The organism is Aeromonas sp. 600774 (assembly GCF_049175075.1).
GTDB lineage: Bacteria > Pseudomonadota > Gammaproteobacteria > Enterobacterales > Aeromonadaceae > Aeromonas > Aeromonas veronii_A.
Window position 1 is genome coordinate 35797 of sequence record NZ_JAAKUJ010000008.1, and the last position, 17183, is coordinate 52979.

The 17183-nt window shown below is 61.9% G+C and carries 13 protein-coding genes and 1 riboswitch; of the genes, 3 read left to right on the forward strand and 10 right to left on the reverse strand.

Going from position 1 to position 17183, the window contains the following annotated elements:
* Positions 1-80 precede the first annotated feature (80 nt).
* From thiS to G5171_RS10170, 8 genes are all read right to left on the reverse strand, one after another.
* On the reverse strand, positions 81-287 hold the full coding sequence (thiS, locus tag G5171_RS10135; RefSeq protein WP_421255083.1) for a sulfur carrier protein ThiS: 207 nt from the start codon (positions 285-287) through the stop codon (positions 81-83).
* Entirely contained in the window at positions 284-1078 is a 795-nt protein-coding gene (locus tag G5171_RS10140; RefSeq protein ID WP_421260133.1) for a HesA/MoeB/ThiF family protein, read from the reverse strand. The genes thiS and G5171_RS10140 overlap by 4 nt, the downstream gene beginning before the upstream one ends.
* The gene (thiE, locus tag G5171_RS10145) at positions 1068-2675 is read right to left on the reverse strand and encodes a thiamine phosphate synthase (protein WP_421260134.1); all 1608 of its coding nucleotides are present in this window, start codon (positions 2673-2675) and stop codon (positions 1068-1070) included. The genes G5171_RS10140 and thiE overlap by 11 nt, the downstream gene beginning before the upstream one ends.
* Entirely contained in the window at positions 2672-4663 is a 1992-nt protein-coding gene (gene thiC / locus G5171_RS10150) for a phosphomethylpyrimidine synthase ThiC (protein WP_421260135.1), read from the reverse strand. Before thiC ends, thiE begins: the two co-directional genes overlap by 4 nt.
* 280 nt (positions 4664-4943) lie before the next feature.
* Positions 4944-5056, reverse strand: a riboswitch (TPP riboswitch).
* Positions 5057-5133: 77 nt separating this feature from the next.
* Positions 5134-5649 (reverse strand): MerR family transcriptional regulator, encoded by a 516-nt coding sequence (locus G5171_RS10155; protein ID WP_005342946.1) that lies wholly within the window; start codon positions 5647-5649, stop codon positions 5134-5136.
* Between the two features lie 201 nt (positions 5650-5850).
* On the reverse strand, positions 5851-7314 hold the full coding sequence (aerA, locus tag G5171_RS10160) for an aerolysin AerA (RefSeq protein WP_421260173.1): 1464 nt from the start codon (positions 7312-7314) through the stop codon (positions 5851-5853).
* Between the two features lie 260 nt (positions 7315-7574).
* Positions 7575-8060 carry a hypothetical protein gene (locus G5171_RS10165; protein ID WP_421260136.1) on the reverse strand — a complete coding sequence of 162 codons (486 nt, stop codon included), beginning with the start codon at positions 8058-8060 and terminating at the stop codon, positions 7575-7577.
* Positions 8061-8146: 86 nt separating this feature from the next.
* Positions 8147-8569, reverse strand: a complete 423-nt coding sequence (locus tag G5171_RS10170; protein ID WP_005340092.1) for a hypothetical protein — start codon at positions 8567-8569, stop codon at positions 8147-8149.
* Positions 8570-8657: 88 nt separating this feature from the next.
* Between G5171_RS10170 and G5171_RS10175 the strand changes: the two genes are divergently transcribed.
* Both G5171_RS10175 and G5171_RS10180 read left to right on the forward strand, forming a co-directional pair.
* Positions 8658-9326 (forward strand): response regulator transcription factor, encoded by a 669-nt coding sequence (locus tag G5171_RS10175; RefSeq protein WP_005340090.1) that lies wholly within the window; start codon positions 8658-8660, stop codon positions 9324-9326.
* On the forward strand, positions 9323-10567 hold the full coding sequence (locus tag G5171_RS10180) for a sensor histidine kinase (protein ID WP_421244930.1): 1245 nt from the start codon (positions 9323-9325) through the stop codon (positions 10565-10567). The genes G5171_RS10175 and G5171_RS10180 overlap by 4 nt, the downstream gene beginning before the upstream one ends.
* Before the next feature lie 95 nt (positions 10568-10662).
* Here the strand turns inward: G5171_RS10180 and rimK are convergent, their stop codons facing one another.
* Positions 10663-11559, reverse strand: a complete 897-nt coding sequence (gene rimK / locus G5171_RS10185) for a 30S ribosomal protein S6--L-glutamate ligase (protein WP_005340088.1) — start codon at positions 11557-11559, stop codon at positions 10663-10665.
* Positions 11560-11790: 231 nt separating this feature from the next.
* Positions 11791-15486 carry a methionine synthase gene (gene metH, locus G5171_RS10190; protein ID WP_421260174.1) on the reverse strand — a complete coding sequence of 1232 codons (3696 nt, stop codon included), beginning with the start codon at positions 15484-15486 and terminating at the stop codon, positions 11791-11793.
* Positions 15487-15702: 216 nt separating this feature from the next.
* Here metH and G5171_RS10195 point away from each other — a divergent pair, with 216 nt between their 5' ends.
* A complete protein-coding gene (locus tag G5171_RS10195; protein WP_019446508.1) occupies positions 15703-16980 on the forward strand; it encodes a cation:proton antiporter in 1278 nt (425 codons plus the stop codon).
* Positions 16981-17183 lie beyond the last annotated feature (203 nt).

Consider the following 17183-nt stretch of genomic DNA (forward strand, 5'->3'; position numbering starts at 1 on the left):
CCTCCCGCCACAGTAGTAAGAAAAGATGAAGTTCCGCCGCAAGGCAGAGCACGCGAAGATGGGACTGCGAGCATCATGGGTCAGCCTCCCGCGATGGCGGTGAAGAGGTGAAGTTCGTCCCCGTCATTGAGACGGGTTTCGGCCCAGCGGCCACGGGGCAGCACGGCGCCGTTAAGGGCCACCGCCACTCCCTGTGGATTAACGTCTTGCACCGCCAGCAGGTCGGCCACGCTATGCCCTGCCGTCAGCGGCTGGGCTTTATCGTTGAGTCGAATGGTAAGGATCATGGGGTGATCTCCTTATCGTGTGTCGGGCATCGGCGCTGTCCGCAGACCGGGCAATCGGGATCGGGGGCCAGAGTGAGGGTCTGCCACTGATGGGCCAAAGCATCGAAACGGCGCAATGTGCCGGCGACCGGGCTTGGCATCCCTAACAGCAGTTTCAATGCCTCCAGCGCCTGCAAGGAGCCCATTACCCCGACCAGCGGGCCAGTGACGCCACTGGTCTCGCAGCTCTGGGAGAGCTTGGTATCCAGCGGATAGAGGCAGGCGTAGCAGGCGTGATCGCTGCTGGTGCGCGCCATCAACTGCCCCTGCCAACCCACCGCGGCGGCGGAGATCCAGGGCTTGTCCTGAGCCACGCAGGCGGCGTTGATGGCCTGGCGAGTGGCGAGGTTATCGCAGCAGTCGATCACCAGATCTACCTCGGCCACAAACTCCGGCAGGCTGGCGGCATCGAGCCGCTGGTTGATGGCAATCACCTCCACCAGCGGGTTGTGGGCGGCCAAGCGCTCGCGGGCCAGCTCCGCCTTGGAGTGGTTGACCGCCTCGCTATCGAACAGGATCTGGCGCGGCAAGTTGCTGGAATCCACCGTATCGCCATCGGCCAGCCACAAGGTGCCCACACCGGCCCCAGCCAGATAGAGGGCGAGCGGCGAGCCGAGCCCGCCGAGGCCGACGATCAGCACCGATTGATCCTTGAGCCGCGCCTGCCCCGCCTCCCCCACTTCCGCCAGCATCAGCTGGCGGCCGTATCGCAAATACTCTTTGTCACTAAGAGAAGCGGCATCAGAGCGCATGTTCCACCTCCCTTATAGCAGAAGCCGAGCGTGGCTCATCCCCCGCCCCCACGGCCGCGAGCAGCCGTTCGGTCGCCCCCTGCCAGTCATCGCTGGCCGTGATGGCCGAGACCAGCGCGATACTGCCGACCCCGCTTGCCTTGACCGCCGCCACCCGCTCCTCGCTGATGCCGCCGATGGCCACCGTCGGCCAGTCGCACATCAGGGCGCGGTAGCGATGCAGCCGCACCAGCCCCTGCGGGCGAGACGGCATCGCCTTGGTGTTAGTCGGGAAGATATGACCCAGCGCGATATAGGAGGGGGCCAGCTCGCGGGCCCGCATCAGCTCGAAGTAGCCGTGGGTGGAGATGCCAAGGCGCAGCCCGGCCGCCTGAATGGCGGCGAGATCGGCGGTCTCCATATCCTCCTGCCCCAGATGCACGCCCCAGGCACCCGCCTCGATGGCCTGCTGCCAGTAGTCGTTGATAAAGAGCCGCGCCCCATGGCGGCGACCGAGCGCTACCGCATCGCGAATGGCCGGTGCCACCTCTGCGGCGGGCAGATCCTTGATCCGCAGCTGGATGCTTTTGACCCCCTGCCCCAGCAGGCGGCGCAGCCACTTGACCGAATCGACCACCGGATAGAGACCGAGGTTGTGTTCGGTCGGCGCGAAGGGGCCCTGCGGCAGGCGGGCGCAGCTTGTCTCATAAAGGCCGAAACGACGGTCGAGCGGTGATCCCGCCAGCACGGCGCGGGGGAAGTGAGCCAGATCGGCTGGCCAGCCGAGATGGGCGATGGGGCCCGGGCCTGCCCCCACCCCCTGCGCCGCCGCCAACCCCTGTTGCAGGTAGGCTCGCGCCAGGGTGATGGCGTCCTCCACCGGATAATCCTGCGCCACCACGGCGGCGATGGCGCTGGCGTAGCAGCAGCCGGTGCCGTGGCCGTGGCGGGTATCGAGGCGCGGCGCCGCCAGCCAGAATTCGCGGGTCTCATCCTGGTAGTAATCGAGGCAGAGATCGCCACTCCACTCCAGATGGCCCCCCTTGACCAGCACGGCGCGGGCGCCGAGTTCGCGCAGGCGGCGGGCGGCAAGGCGCACCAGTTCGGGGCTGCTGACCGGCAGTCCGGTCAGGGCTTCCAATTCGGGGCCGTTGGGGGTGATGAGCGACAGACGTGGCAACAGCTGCTCGCGCACCGCCGCCAGCATATTGGGCTCCGCCATCGGGGTGCCGCTGCTGGCGATGGCCACCGGGTCGTAGACCACGAAGGGTGCCTCGATAGTTGCCAGTCGGCGAGCCAACACCTCGACGTGGAGCCGGGTCGGCAGCAGACCGATCTTGATGGCGGCGGGCGGCAGATCGACGCCGAGGGCATCGATCTGGGCGGTGAAGGTCTGCATCAGCACGGGGTCAACCATCTTCACCGCCACCGAGTTCTGGGCGGTGATGGCGGAGATAACCGAGCAACCGTGCACGCCAAGGTCGTGCAATGTGTGCAAGTCGGCCTGAATGCCGGCACCGCCACCGGAGTCTGAACCAGCGATGGTCCAGACCACAGGTAGCGAGTCCGTCATGGGCAACAGATCGGCGGGGCTGACAGCCCCGCTTACGCTGCTCACGCCTCCTCCCCTGCGGCCTGTTTCAGCGCCGCCGCCTGATGGTAGATCTCGCCGCCAGTCTCCTTGAAGGTTTCAGCCATGCGGGCCATGCCGCTCTCCACCTGAGCCACTACCTGCTCCTGCTGGCCATCCATACCGACCAGCTTGATCTCAACGGCTTCCAATTTCGCCGCGTAATCGCGCACGTCCTGAGTGATCTTCATGGAGCAGAACTTGGGCCCGCACATGGAGCAGAAGTGGGCCACCTTGCCGGACTCCTGCGGCAGGGTTTCATCGTGGTAGGCGCGGGCGGTGTCGGGGTCGAGGGCCAGATTGAACTGATCCTCCCAGCGGAACTCGAAGCGTGCCTTGGACATGGCGTTGTCGCGGATTTGGGCACCCGGATGCCCCTTGGCCAGATCGGCGGCGTGAGCGGCGATCTTGTAGGTAATCAGCCCCTGCTTCACATCCTCCTTGTTGGGCAGCCCCAAATGCTCCTTGGGGGTGACGTAGCAGAGCATGGCGCAGCCGTACCAGCCGATGAGCGCCGCACCGATGCCGGAGGTGAAGTGATCGTAACCCGGTGCGATGTCGGTGGTGAGCGGGCCCAGCGTATAGAACGGCGCCTCGTGACAGTGCTCAAGCTGCTCGGTCATGTTGCGCTCGATCATGTGCATCGGCACGTGACCCGGCCCCTCGATCATCACCTGCACGTCATACTCCCACGCAATCTTGGTGAGCTCGCCCAGAGTGCGCAGCTCGGCGAACTGAGCCTCGTCGTTGGCGTCATAGACGGAGCCCGGACGAAGACCGTCGCCCAGCGACAACGCCACATCATAGGCGGCGCAGATCTCGCAGATTTCGCGGAAGTGCTGGTAGAGGAAGTTCTCCTTGTGGTGGGAGAGGCACCACTTGGCCATGATGCTGCCGCCGCGCGAGACGATGCCGGTGAGGCGCTTGGCGGTCATCGGCACGAAGCGCAGCAAGACACCGGCGTGGATGGTGAAGTAGTCCACCCCCTGCTCGGCCTGCTCCAGCAGGGTGTCGCGGAACAGCTCCCAGGTGAGGTCTTCGGCGATGCCGTTGGTCTTCTCCAGCGCCTGATAGATGGGCACGGTACCGATGGGCACCGGGCTGTTGCGCAGGATCCACTCGCGGGTCTCGTGGATGTAGCGGCCGGTGGAGAGATCCATGACGGTGTCGGCGCCCCAGCGGGTGGACCACACCAGCTTCTCCACCTCCTCTTCGATGCTGGAGGTGACCGCCGAGTTGCCGATGTTGGCGTTGATCTTCACCAGAAAATTGCGGCCGATGATCATCGGCTCCGCTTCCGGGTGGTTGATGTTGCTGGGGATGATGGCGCGACCGGCGGCCACCTCATCGCGCACGAATTCAGGGGTGATATTTTCCGGCAGGCGGGCACCGAAATCATGGCCCGGATGCTGGGTGCGCAGGAGCTCGGAGCGCACCCGCTCGCGCCCCATGTTCTCGCGAATGGCGATAAATTCCATCTCTGGGGTGACGATGCCGGCGCGGGCGTAGTGGAGCTGGGTGACCCGGCGACCTAGCTTGGCGCGGCGCGGCTTTGGCAAGTGCTCGAAGCGCAGGTGATCCAGCCCCTCGTCGGCCAGACGCTCCTGAGTGAAGGTGGAGCTAAGCCCCGGCAGTTCGTCGGTATCATCGCGCTCCAGCACCCAGTTTTCCCGCAGGCGCGGCAGGCCACGGCGCACGTCGATGGCGACCCCCTCCTCCCCGTAACGGCCCGAGGTGTCGTAGACCGGCACCGGCTCGTTGGGCTCGAACCGGGGATCTTCTTTGGTGCCGCCGACGAAGGTGTCAGCCAGCTGGATCTCCCGCAGCGGGACACGAATATCGGCGCGGGAGCCTTCGATAAAGATGCGGCGGGAGTTGGGGTGAGCCATCCCCTTGAGACTGTCGATAAAGGCCTGGGCGCTGTATCGCTGCTCGCGGCGGCTGGATTTGGTGGTATCAGATACAGAAGTAGACATAGCAAAACTCACATTAACTGGTTGAAGTTATGGGTGTTTGCTTGTCTGGAGTTCGAGGAGAAGATGAACTTGCGGCGGGGTGTTTATCTCGGGAGGGAGTGCGTGCGGGATGGATCTCCGCGCCGCTGTTCTGCCACTTCCCGCTCTCTGCACGCTGTGGGCAATGCGCACCACGTGCTGGACAACCGGACGGGACAGACTCCCTCCTGTGCGCCCTGACCCATCAAGGGTGATCCCTTCGATGAGCGGAAGAGGCTTGTTCCTCCTCCGGCGCGGTAACCCGCAAGTTACCCTTGTTCCCTTCGCAGGTTTTAACCTGATCAGGTTCCACGGATCCCGAATTAACGGTCTCAGCTTCGCGTCGTTCGACGGTCAGCACTCCGACAAGATGGCGCCAGTATAAGGGGGAAAATCTAAAGCACAAGCCGTTAACAATATGGGGCAACGGCTGGTGCTGTGGTCAGACGAGATTACTCCCCGCGCGACCAGGTGCGGATGGCGGCGATCTCCGCGGCGGGGATCTGCAGGGATTCGAGGAATTCCTGATGGGCCTGCGGCTCCATCTTCTCGAACTGGATGTGCCAGTTGCGCATCATCTCTTCGGTCATGCCTGCGGCCTGCATGATGGCAACCCAGCGAGCCTTGTCTACCATGGGGATCTCCTCGTGTGTCTGTTGGCGATAGAGGATGATGGCCCGCTGTTGCCGCCTCAGCTCGGCGATCTCCTGCTCCAGTCGCAGCAGGTGACCATCGAGGCAGGAGTGGCTCTCCTGCCTCGCTGCCAGCAGGGTGCCGATCTCTTCGAGCGGCAGTCCCATGGCGCGAAAGCTGGCGATCTGCCGCCCCCGTTCCAGCTCGGCCTCGCCATAGCGGCGATAGCCGTTCTCCCCGCGCAGGGCGGGCAGCAGCAAACCGAGACGTTCGTAATAGAGCAGGGTGGTGCGGCTCAGGCCCAGTTCTCTGGCCAGCCGGGTAATCGTCAACATAGGGGTTCCTTCATCCAACGGGCTGAGGATAAACCCGCCTATTGTAGACGGGTCAACACCTTCGCAGGAGTGACCACCAGGATCAGGAGCCACGGGCAGTAACAGTGAGTGATATGAGAAGTGGGGTAGATAGGCAATCCGGAGAGGGATCCATGGCCGGCAGGTGATGCAGGCCCCCATGAAAGGGGCCTGCGAGTGAGGTTATTGAACCGGTGCTATGGTCAGGGATACGTTGCCAAACCCTTCGCTGGCAAGGGCCTCGCTGTCCAGATCCACACCGGTCAGAGCCACACCTTCAGCAGAGGAGTTACGCAACTGCGCAGCCTTCGCGGAACGGGTCTGGGGCTGACCAATCTCGATATCGCCGGCAAACTGGCTCTCGGCATAGAAGTCACCGGTCACTGCCGAACGGATCGGGCGCAGCACACGACCCAGGTTATTCTGCATGGTCGACAAACCATACTCGCTGATGGTCCAGTTCCAGTCCCACCACTTCACTTCACCCGGGATATAACGCTTGTCCCACTGGTAACGGATGCTGCTTGCCTTGTCGCGGAACGGGCCGACGGCAAAGGTGTGCTCCCAGGTCGGACGATTCTCCGGATGGGTATACCAGGCATTGCCGCCCCAACGCAGGAAGCCCTTCATGGTCAGGTCATAATTGACCTCGGTCTTGAACTCGTAGGGGTAGGAGATGTTGGACTTGTAGAGGGCAACCCGCACCGGCAGGCTGGAGTGAGGCGGCACCGTGGGGCGCGCTTCAACCGAGACGGTCTCGGTCGTCGAGCCCCCTTTCTGGGAGGCCCAACTCTGGCTCGCAGCGATCTCGATGGCCAGTTCGGTTTCTCCCACCAACGGCCACTGAAACTTGTTCTTGGTGGTCACCTTCTCGCTCAGGCTGTAGGTGTCGGTCTTCGACCAGTTGGTGGCCTTGTCGTACTTCAGGGTCACCACCACCTGCTGGGGCAGGTCGGTGTAGTTGGTCGCATTGGCCGTGATGGTCTTGACCAGCTGCTTGCCGCTCTCGGTGACCTGACCATGGCTGAAGGAGTCGGGTTCCAGGGTATATGAGAAGTTGCTTACCTTGATGGAACTCTTCTCCCCGCAACGATATCCGGAGCAGCCGCCGTCATTATTTCCCTTTATCAGCCAGCCATCGCCAACCCGGGTAACATCCATATCCTCCCCGACATAGGGGCTATGATTTCCACCCACCCAGGCGTATCCCAAATAATGGGCGAGATAACTGACCGGCTTGATAAAATAATCATTGTCGTGGACAAGCCGCCATTGCACATCGACCTCATCACCCGCCGGAATATTCCAGTCAGAGAGTGTTGGTATTTCTCCGGAAACCGGTGAATTTGGATAGCACCAGGTTTCTCCGGCAGTGCCCTGTTTGATTTCGCCATTATATCCCGGCCCCATAATCACCCAGCGCTCAGCCAACCCAGTGATCTGCCACTGCCCCATACGGCTGACCAGATTACCCTTGATACTCATGGCTTCATCGCGGGTCAGAGGACGGTAACCACTGGCACAGACGCCCGTGCCAAGGCCCGCCCACTTGACCTGATCAGGGTAGACAGGTTCAGCCGCCTGCACCTGAGCGAGCATCAATGAATACGCCAAAAACGCCAGATTGGCGGTAATTATTCTATTCATCATTTATCCCTCTTTCAGACATACGATAATTGTTATTGTGTAGAAAGATCCTTTTTCATTTGACAGGTATGGACTCCGACAAAACCTGACACAAATAAAATAAACCACCAAAAAACATCCATGACAAATAAAATGATGGTGATGCAGGAAAATAATTAGAGCGATGACTTTATTGAGAAATAAATCATAAATATTGTGACAGTCATTATTTAATGCCTGCCACAATATGGTGAAGCTATATTAAATAAGAAGATGCTGAATTACTCTTCCGGATTGATCACTTCAATTCCCTGCAATATTCCATCCGCCGAACGGATCAATACCAGCTCGCTCCCGGCATGCAGATCGGCGGCGGAACCGTTGACCCAGCACACCTGCGGATTGAGTGGCACTGTGCCCAGGGTTGCCAACGTGAGCTGCCGTTCATCGAAGGATTGCAGGCGATCTTGCGCCCGCTGCCAGGGCTGATTGGCCAGCTGGGCTCTGGCGGCCAGCAGCTCAATCCGGGTGGCAACGCCATCTGCCACCAGCAGAGCGAGCTGGTCGCCGGGTTTGAGTGGCTGCGGCCAAATCTCCCCCTGCAGCCAGACGGCGGCACTGCCCTGCTCCACTTCAGCCCCCTGAAATTGCAGGCGGATGCCGTCGCTGTGCTCCAGCTCCACCAGCCACAATTCGTCGGCTCCCGCCTGCGCCGCCCAGAGCGGCACACCCAGCATCCATGCACACCACTTTCTCGATTGTTCCATCTTCGTTCGTCCCTGAACAAAAAGCCCATGCTGGACAAGCATGGGCTTCATTCGGGAGCATTTCTAATCGGAACGCAGAGATCGGATCAGTCATCCTCACGGCAGCGGCTCAGGCGCATGCCGTCAAACTTGCACTCCAGCTCAAGCCAGCGCCCTTCAAACGGCGCCAGACTGTTGTCCGAGGTGGTGTAGCCCCAGATCCGCCCCCCTTCCACCGGCCCCTCCAGATCCATCTCGTCCTTGTCATCTTCGTCGAGGGCTTCGACCTTGCGCACATAACGCACGCCGTTCTCCACCACCCCCTTCATCTCGACCCAGGTACCGCCGAGATCATCTTCGTTGAGCCAATCCTTGAAGCGGGTCTGGTCGTCGATCACGAACGGCATGCCGTTGACCATCAACTGGCCAAGCTGCCAGGTGGTGCGGCCGGTCAGTTTGAATTCGGTCGCCTGTGCGGTGCCAAGTGGCAACAAGATCAGCAACAGGAGGGCGCAGAGAGACTTCTTCATCAGGGATCCTCGGGGTTACACTGGCAAACAGGATGCCGAATCCGGTGTGAAAAGAGCGTGAAACGCTCGCCAACCAGGAGAGCAAAGCATGAAGATTTTGGTAGTGGAAGACAATCCTCAGGTGGCGGAAACCATCATGGATTATCTGGAGCTGGCCGGTCACCGCCTCGATTGTGCCTATCACGGTCAGGCGGCGCTGCAACTGCTGGAGGAGCAGCGTTTTGACGTCATCATCATGGACGTGATGATGCCGCGCCTCGATGGCCTTAGCACGGTGGCGCGCCTGCGCGAGCAGGGGATTGCCACTCCCGTGCTGTTTCTCACCGCCCGCGACAGCCTGGAAGACAAGCTGGCAGGCTTCAAGGCGGGAGGGGATGACTATCTGGTCAAGCCGTTCGCCATGGAGGAGCTGGAGGTGCGGCTGCAAGCCCTCAGTCTGCGCGGCCCGCGCGGCGATGTGGGGGCCATCAGCTTTGGCGATCTGACGGTCGATGTCGCCAGCGGCCGCGCCACCCGCGCCGGTGAGCCCCTCAAGCTCGGCAAGATCCCGTTCCGGATCCTCGCCCTGCTGGCCCGCCGCGCCCCCGCCATCGTCAGCCGTCAGGAGGTACTCGACACCGTCTGGGGGGATGAGGAGCCCGACTCCGATGCCCTGCGCAGCCATATCTACGCCCTGCGCAACGCGCTCGACAAACCCTTCCCCACACCCATGCTGGAGACCTTGCACGGTCAGGGCTACCGACTGGTGAGCGCATGAGTCTGCCGAGCCTGCGCCGCCGCCTGATCATGGCGCTCGGCGGCGCCGGGGTGGTGCTGCTGATCCTGCTCTCCGGCTTGATGCTGGTGGCCGAAGACAAGATGGAGGAGCTGAGCCTGCGCCACTGGCTGGAAGCCGAAGTGACCCGCTACAGCGATGACTGGCTGCGACTCGGCCCGGCTGCGGCGGCTCCAAGCCCCAGACAGTTCTCCAGCTACTGGACCGAGGCGGGCCGCTTACCCAAGTGGTTGAAGCCCTACCAGACTCCCGGCTTTTTCGAGCACCAACTGGGCAAGGAGGACAAACACTTTCTGGTGGCCCGTCACCCCTCCGGCGAGGGACTGCTCTATCTGGTGTTCAACGACGACGCAGACGACTACCTCGACCCCTACGAGGACAAGCTGCATCTGGCGACCCGGCTGATCGGGGTGACCCTGCTGCTCGCCTGCCTCGGCTTCGGCATCTGGCTGGTGCGCCATATCACGGGGCCGCTGCAACGGCTGCAACAGAGGGTCGCCCACCTCACCCCGGATCAGGCGGATTTCGAACCCGACGCCCCTTGGCAGGAGCTGCGGGATATCGAGCTGGCGCTGCTGGCCGGCAAGCAGGAGGTGAGCGCCGTATTCGCTCGCGAGCAGGAGTTCAGTCGCTTCGCTAGCCACGAGCTGCGCACCCCCAACATGGTGATCCAGGGCTCGGCCGCCCTGCTCGGCAAGGTGACGGACTTGCCCGCACCGGCCGCCCGCGCCACCACCCGCATCCGCGCCGCCGCCGACGAGATGGCGCTGCTCACCGAGACCTTCCTGCTGCTGGGCCGCAAGGAGGCAGTGGAGCGACCGCTGCAGCAGGTGACCCCGCTGATCCGTCAGGAGCTGGCCCGCCTCGCCCCGCTATTGCAGCGGGAGGCACTCGATATCCGGCTTAATCTGGACGAGAGCAGCGAAGTAAACGCCCCCCTTTCCCTGCTCGCCATCGCCCTCGGCAACCTGCTGAAAAATGCCCTGAGCTATGCAGAGGGACATATCGACATCGAGCTGTGCGGCCCGGTGCTCACCATCAGCAACCCGACGGCGGCGGCGCCGGATCAGATCCTCGGCTACGGCTGTGGCCTCACCATCATCCAGCGCATCTGCGAGAAGCTGGGCTGGCAGATCGACACCCGGCTGGAGGATGGCGTATTTAGCGCCCGGCTGGCGATGATCGCCGCCGGAGAGTTCCCTCTCCCTTTGGGAGAGGATTAGGGTGAGGGCGCAGTGGCACCGCCAACCCACCAGCCAGATAGCAACAAGGCGCCCGAGGGCGCCCTGTTTCTATCTGACAGATGCAAGCCTAAGGCTCACTCCGCTGGCTTGTTCTTGCGGCTCGCCTTGAGTTCGAGAAACTCGATGATCTTGCCCGCAACATCCTTGCCGGAGGCAGCTTCCACCCCTTGCAGGCCGGGGGAGGAGTTGACCTCCAGCACCAGCGGGCCGCGGGCGCTACGCAGGATATCCACCCCCGCCACATCCAGCCCCATGATCTTGGCGGCCTGCACCGCGGTGGCGCGCTCTTCCGGGGTGATCTTGATCGCCTCGGCGGTACCGCCACGGTGCAGGTTGGAGCGAAACTCTCCCGGCTGGGCCTGACGGCGCATGGCGGCAACTACCTTACCGTTGACCACCAGACAGCGGATATCGGCGCCATTGGCCTCGCGGATATACTCCTGCACCAGAATGTTGTTGTTGGTCTGGATAAAGGCCTCGATCACGCTCTCGGCGGCCTTCTGAGTCTCGCACAGCACCACGCCAATCCCCTGGGTTCCCTCCAGCAGCTTCACCACCAGCGGCGCCCCGCCCACCATGGTGATGAGGTCGGGCACGTCGTGGGTGCTGTGGGCATAGCCGGTGATGGGCAGGCCGATGCCATGGCGGGAGAGCAGTTGCATCGCCCGCAGCTTGTCGCGGGAACGACTGATAGCCACCGAGCTGTTGAGGGCCATGGTGTTCATCATCTCGAACTGGCGCAGCACGGCGGTGCCGTAGGCGGTAATGCTGGCCCCGATCCGCGGGATCACGGCGTCATAACTTCCCAGCTCCCCACCCTCGTAGTGAATGGAGGGGTTGTGGGAAGCGATATTCATATAGCAGCGCAGGGTGTCGAGCACCTCTACCTGATGACCGCGCGCCTGCGCCACCTCGACCAGACGGCGGGTGGAGTAGTTTTTCGGCTCACGGGATAAAATGGCGATCTTCATGACAATTCCGCTAGAAGGCTGTGCCTGGGCAGGATGGGGCGGGAGAGTATAAGGTGCCACAGCGCCAAGACAACGCCAATTGTTTATCCTGACAACAAGACAAACCACGCCAAACCGCACGCAACCCGGTCACTGTGACCAACAGGTTAAACGGCGGCTCTGCGCAGGTTGTTCAACCCGTGCAAGGATGCCGCCGTTTCTCGTTAAAGATCAACCGGTGTCATGCGGAAATCAGTTCAGGTTTGGCCCCAACCAGCGCTCGGCCTCGGCCAGCGTCATACCCTTGCGGGCGGCGTAATCTTCCACCTGATCGTGCTGGATCTGCGCCACCGCGAAGTATTTGCTCTCGGGGTGGGAAAAGTACCAGCCCGATACCGCCGCCCCCGGCCACATGGCGTAGGATTCGGTGAGCTGCATGCCGATGGCCTGCTCCACCTCCAGCAGTTCCCAGATGCTCCCCTTCTCGGTGTGCTCCGGGCAGGCCGGATAACCGGGGGCCGGGCGGATACCCTGATAGTTCTCGCGGATCAGCTCCTCGTTGCTGAGGGCCTCGTCCGGGGCATAACCCCAGTGCACCTTGCGCACCTGCTCGTGCAGATACTCGGCAAAGGCCTCGGCCAGACGGTCGCACACCGCCTGAATGAGGATGGCGTTGTAGTCATCGTGCTGCGCCTTGTAGGCCTTGGCGATGGCCTCCTCACCGATGCCGCCGGTCACCGCGAAGGCGCCGATCCAGTCGGGCTTGCCGCTCTCTTTCGGCGCCACATAGTCCGCCAGACAGTAGTTGGGGAAGCCCTGCTTCTCGCTCTGCTGGCGCAGGTGGTGCAGCACCTTGATGACCTCGGTGCGAGACTCGTCGCTGTAGACTTCGATGCTGTCCCCCACCGCGTTGGCCGGGAACAGGCCGATCACCCCGGCGCAGCGCACGCTCTGATCCTTTTCCAGTTGATCCAGCATGGCGTTGGCGTCGGCAAACAGCTTGGTCGCCTCCTCGCCAATGATCTCGTCCTCGAGGATGCGCGGGAATTTGCCCGCCAGCTCCCAGCTGAGGAAGAACGGCGTCCAGTCGATGTAGGGGCGCAGCACCGAAATGGCCACATCTTCGAACTTCTGCACCCCGAGCTCGCGGGGCTTCGGCGGCTGGTAGCCAACCCAATCCAGCTGGTGCCGGTTGGCGCGGGCGTGGGCCAGACTGACCGGGTGGGAGCGCGGCTGCTTGCGGGCATGCTGATCCCGGGCAATCTCGTACTCCTTGTCGATGCGGGCGACAAACGCCTCCTTCAGATCCGGGCTGAGCAGGCTCTGGGCCACCCCCACCGCGCGGGAGGCGTTGGAGACATAGACCACAGGCTCCGAGTAGTTCTGTTCTATCTTCACCGCAGTGTGGGCCTTGGAGGTGGTGGCACCGCCGATCAGCAGCGGCAGCTTGAAGCCCTGACGCTCCATCTCCTTGGCCACGTGCACCATCTCGTCCAGCGACGGGGTGATGAGACCCGACAACCCGATGATATCGGCGCCGACCTCCCGCGCCGTCTTGAGAATGGTCTCGCAGGAGACCATGACCCCGAGGTCGACAATCTCGAAGTTGTTGCACTGCAGCACCACCCCGACAATGTTCTTGCCAATGTCGTGCACATCCCCCTTCACGGTCGCCAGCACGATTTTGCCGTTGCTGGAGCCGCCCGATTTTTCCGCCTCGATATAGGGCTGCAGATAGGCCACCGCCCGCTTCATCACCCGCGCCGATTTCACCACCTGGGGCAGGAACATCTTGCCCGCGCCGAACAGGTCGCCGACCACGTTCATACCATCCATCAGCGGCCCTTCGATGACGTGCAGCGGCTTCTCCGCGCCAGCGCGTGCCTCTTCGGTATCCTCTTCGATAAAGTCGGTGATCCCCTTGACCAGTGCGTGCTCCAGCCGCTTGCCCACCGGCCAGCTGCGCCACTCCTGATCCCGCGGATCCTCCGCCTGGGCACCGGCTCCGCGATACTTCTCGGCGATGGCCAGCAGCTCTTCGGTGGCATTGTCATTGAGGTTGAGCACCACCGCCTCGACCTTCTCTTTCAGCTCTGCCGGAATGTCTTCATAGATGGCGAGTTGGCCGGCGTTGACGATCCCCATGTCCATGCCGTTCTTGATGGCGTGGTAGAGAAAGACCGCGTGAATGGCTTCGCGCACCGGCTCGTTGCCACGAAACGAAAACGAGACGTTGGAGACGCCGCCGGAGATCATGGCGTGAGGCAGGTGCGTCTTGATGTCCTTCACCGCCTCGATAAAGTCCACCGCGTAGTTGTTGTGCTCGTCGATGCCGGTCGCCACCGCGAAGATGTTGGGGTCGAAGATGATGTCTTCCGGCGGGAAACCGACCTGATCCACCAGGATCCGGTAAGCCCGCTGGCAGATCTCGAACTTGCGGGCGCGGGTATCGGCCTGGCCCACCTCATCGAATGCCATCACGATGACGGCGGCGCCGTAGCGGCGCAGCAGTTTCGCCTGCTCGATGAATTTATCCTCCCCCTCTTTCATGGAGATGGAGTTGACCACCGGCTTGCCCTGCACGCACTTGAGGCCCGCTTCCAGCACCTCCCACTTGGAGGAGTCGATCATCACCGGCACCCGGGCGATATCCGGCTCACCGGCGATGAGGTTCAGGAAGCGCACCATGGCCGCTTCGGCGTCCAGCATCCCCTCGTCCATGTTGATGTCGATGATCTGGGCGCCGTTCTCCACCTGCTGCTTGGCAACATCGAGCGCCTCGTCGTAGAGCCCTTCCTTGATCAGCCGCTTGAACTTGGCCGAACCGGTGACGTTGGTGCGCTCCCCCACGTTCACGAACATGGATTCAGGGGTGATGATGAGGGGCTCAAGACCCGACAGGCGGCAGGCTACCGGCAGCTCGGGCAACACGCGCGGCTTGATGCCCGCCACGGCGTCCGCCATGGCGCGAATATGGGTCGGGGTGGTGCCGCAGCAACCGCCGACCAGGTTGAGGAAGCCGCTTTGGGCCCACTCGCGGATATGCTCCGCCATCTCGACGGCATCGAGGTCGTACTCACCGAACGCATTGGGCAGACCGGCGTTGGGGTGGGCGCTGACGCAGGATTCGCTGATGCGAGACAGCTCCTCCACATATTGGCGCAGCTCGTCCGGCCCCAACGCACAGTTGAGGCCGAACGATACCGGTTTGACGTGGCGCAGCGAGTGATAAAAGGCTTCGGTGGTCTGGCCGGAGAGGGTACGACCGGAGGCATCGGTAATGGTACCGGAGAGCATCACCGGCAGGCTGTAACCCAGCACCTCGAACACCCCTTCCACCGCGAAGGCGGCGGCCTTGGCGTTGAGGGTGTCGAAGATGGTCTCGATCAGGATGATGTCGGCGCCGCCCTCGATCAGGGCGTGGGTCGATTCGGTGTAGGCAGCCACCAGCTGGTCATAGGTGACGTTGCGCTTGCCGGGATCGTTCACATCCGGCGAGATGGAGGCAGTGCGGTTGGTGGGGCCCAACACCCCTGCCACGAAGCGCGGCTTGGCGGGATCTTTTGCCGTCCACTCGTCCGCCACGGTGCGGGCCAGACGGGCGGCTTCACGGTTGATCTCGGCGGAAAACTCTTCCATCTCGTAATCGGCCATGGCGATGCGAGTGGCGTTGAAGGTGTTGGTCTCGAGAATGTCGGCCCCGGCAGCGCAATACTGCTCGTGGATCTCGCGGATCACCGCCGGACGAGTCAGCACCAGCAGGTCGTTGTTGCCCTTGATGTCGGTATGCCAGTCGGCAAACCGCTCACCCCGATAATCCGCCTCCCCCAGCTTGTAGCCCTGGATCATGGTGCCCATGGCCCCGTCGATGATCAGGATCCGCTCCCTGAGGCAGGCTTCCAGCTTCTTTGTTACGTCCGACTGCTTGCTCGGCTCTCTGCTCGACATTACGTTCGACACCGCGTGTTCCTCTTACATCCATGCAACTGCGTAAACAGCATCCTAACAGCAAACAAATAAAATGGAAATCTAGCCGTCTATCAGTCCAAATACGCCACCATATACTCATTTATGGGTAATGAGTAACATAGGGCCCGAGAGTAACCTATGCCCGTCCTGCATAGGGATACGTGCTTGCTGTCTACCAACGAGAAAAAAATAACTATGAGCGTCTACTACACACTCTGTTTTCTGGCAGCGTTGGCGATTTTTATCGCCTTTGCCAACCAGTATGTTGTGAAGATCCAGACCACCATCGCCATTACTGCGGGCTCCATGCTGATCTCCGCACTGCTGGTGCTGTTTGGCAAACTGGGCTGGTTCAACCTGGAACCTCTTGCCGTCAAGACCATGGAGAGCATCGACTTCCAGAACTTCCTGCTGAAGGGGATTCTGGGCTTCCTGCTGTTCGCCGGTGGTCTTGGCATCAACCTCAAGGCGCTGCGTAGCCAGAAGTGGGAGATCACCATTCTGGCCATCATTGCCACCCTGCTCTCCACCTTCCTCATCGGCTACGGCTTCTGGTTTATCGCCAAGCTGCTGGGCTGGGAGTTGCCGCTGGTCTACTGCATGCTGTTCGGCGCGCTGATCTCCCCCACTGACCCGATTGCCGTCCTGGCCATCGTCAAGAAGATGAAGGCGCCACCCCAGATCGCCATCCAGATTGAAGGGGAATCCCTGTTCAACGACGGTGTTGGCCTCGTCATCTTCGCTACCGTGTTTGCCGTCGCCTTTGGCGGTGTCGAACCCACCTTCGGTAGCGTGGCCGGTCTGTTCCTGCACGAAGCCCTCGGCGGCATCCTGTTCGGCGCCGTGCTGGGCCTCATCGCCCACGTGATGATCAGCGCCACCGATGACGGTTCATTGGAGCTGCTGCTGACCCTCTGCATCCCGACCGCCGGCTTCGCCTTTGCCAACATGATCGGCGTCTCCGGCGCACTGGCCATGGTGGTCACCGGCATCATGATCGGCAACTGGACCCGTCACTCCGGCTTCTCCGAGCAGAGCAGCCATCACCTGGATCACTTCTGGGAGTTGATGGACCAGTTCCTCAACGCCCTGCTGTTCCTGCTGATCGGTCTGGCGCTGGTACTGCTGGATCTCGCCTGGCGTGACTGGATCCTACTGGTCATTGCGGTGCCGCTCTGCCTGGGTGCCCGCTTTATCAGCGTGTCGCTGCCCTATGTGGCTTTCCGCCGATTCCGCAATTACAACACCTTCTCGGTACGGATCCTCACCTGGGGTGGCCTGCGCGGTGGTCTGGCCATGGCGATGGCGCTGGCACTCCCCTCCGGCGTCATGATGATCCCGGAACATGGTGTCGATCTGCGGGAGGTCATCCTGGTGATGACCTACTCGGTGGTGATGTTCTCCATCGTGGTGCAAGGCATGACCATCACCCCGATGATCACGGCCGCCAAGAAGGCCTGTGGCGACTACTGAGTCGGCCCACTGTGCTGATTGCAGAATGAGAGAGGGCTCCCGTCGGGAGCCCTCTTTTTATGGCGGATAGTTGCGAATATTTGCTGCTGATAGCGCCTTGATTACACAGAGGAAAAGCGTACTGACTTCAACATCGGCAAATTATTGTTTGCTTTTTATTCATTTCGAGGAGAGAATGCGCGCCGGCTAGTTAATCAGCCCTG

Bases quoted from the DNA above. Each gene is read 5' to 3' on its own strand.
- thiS (WP_421255083.1), bottom strand. From the start codon at position 287: ATGATCCTTACCATTCGACTCAACGATAAAGCCCAGCCGCTGACGGCA.
- G5171_RS10140 (WP_421260133.1), bottom strand. From the start codon at position 1,078: ATGCGCTCTGATGCCGCTTCTCTTAGTGACAAAGAGTATTTGCGATAC.
- thiC (WP_421260135.1), bottom strand. From the start codon at position 4,663: ATGTCTACTTCTGTATCTGATACCACCAAATCCAGCCGCCGCGAGCAG.
- G5171_RS10155 (WP_005342946.1), bottom strand. From the start codon at position 5,649: ATGTTGACGATTACCCGGCTGGCCAGAGAACTGGGCCTGAGCCGCACC.
- aerA (WP_421260173.1), bottom strand. From the start codon at position 7,314: ATGAATAGAATAATTACCGCCAATCTGGCGTTTTTGGCGTATTCATTG.
- G5171_RS10165 (WP_421260136.1), bottom strand. From the start codon at position 8,060: ATGGAACAATCGAGAAAGTGGTGTGCATGGATGCTGGGTGTGCCGCTC.
- G5171_RS10170 (WP_005340092.1), bottom strand. From the start codon at position 8,569: ATGAAGAAGTCTCTCTGCGCCCTCCTGTTGCTGATCTTGTTGCCACTT.
- G5171_RS10175 (WP_005340090.1), top strand. From the start codon at position 8,658: ATGAAGATTTTGGTAGTGGAAGACAATCCTCAGGTGGCGGAAACCATC.
- G5171_RS10180 (WP_421244930.1), top strand. From the start codon at position 9,323: ATGAGTCTGCCGAGCCTGCGCCGCCGCCTGATCATGGCGCTCGGCGGC.
- rimK (WP_005340088.1), bottom strand. From the start codon at position 11,559: ATGAAGATCGCCATTTTATCCCGTGAGCCGAAAAACTACTCCACCCGC.
- metH (WP_421260174.1), bottom strand. From the start codon at position 15,486: ATGTCGAGCAGAGAGCCGAGCAAGCAGTCGGACGTAACAAAGAAGCTG.
- G5171_RS10195 (WP_019446508.1), top strand. From the start codon at position 15,703: ATGAGCGTCTACTACACACTCTGTTTTCTGGCAGCGTTGGCGATTTTT.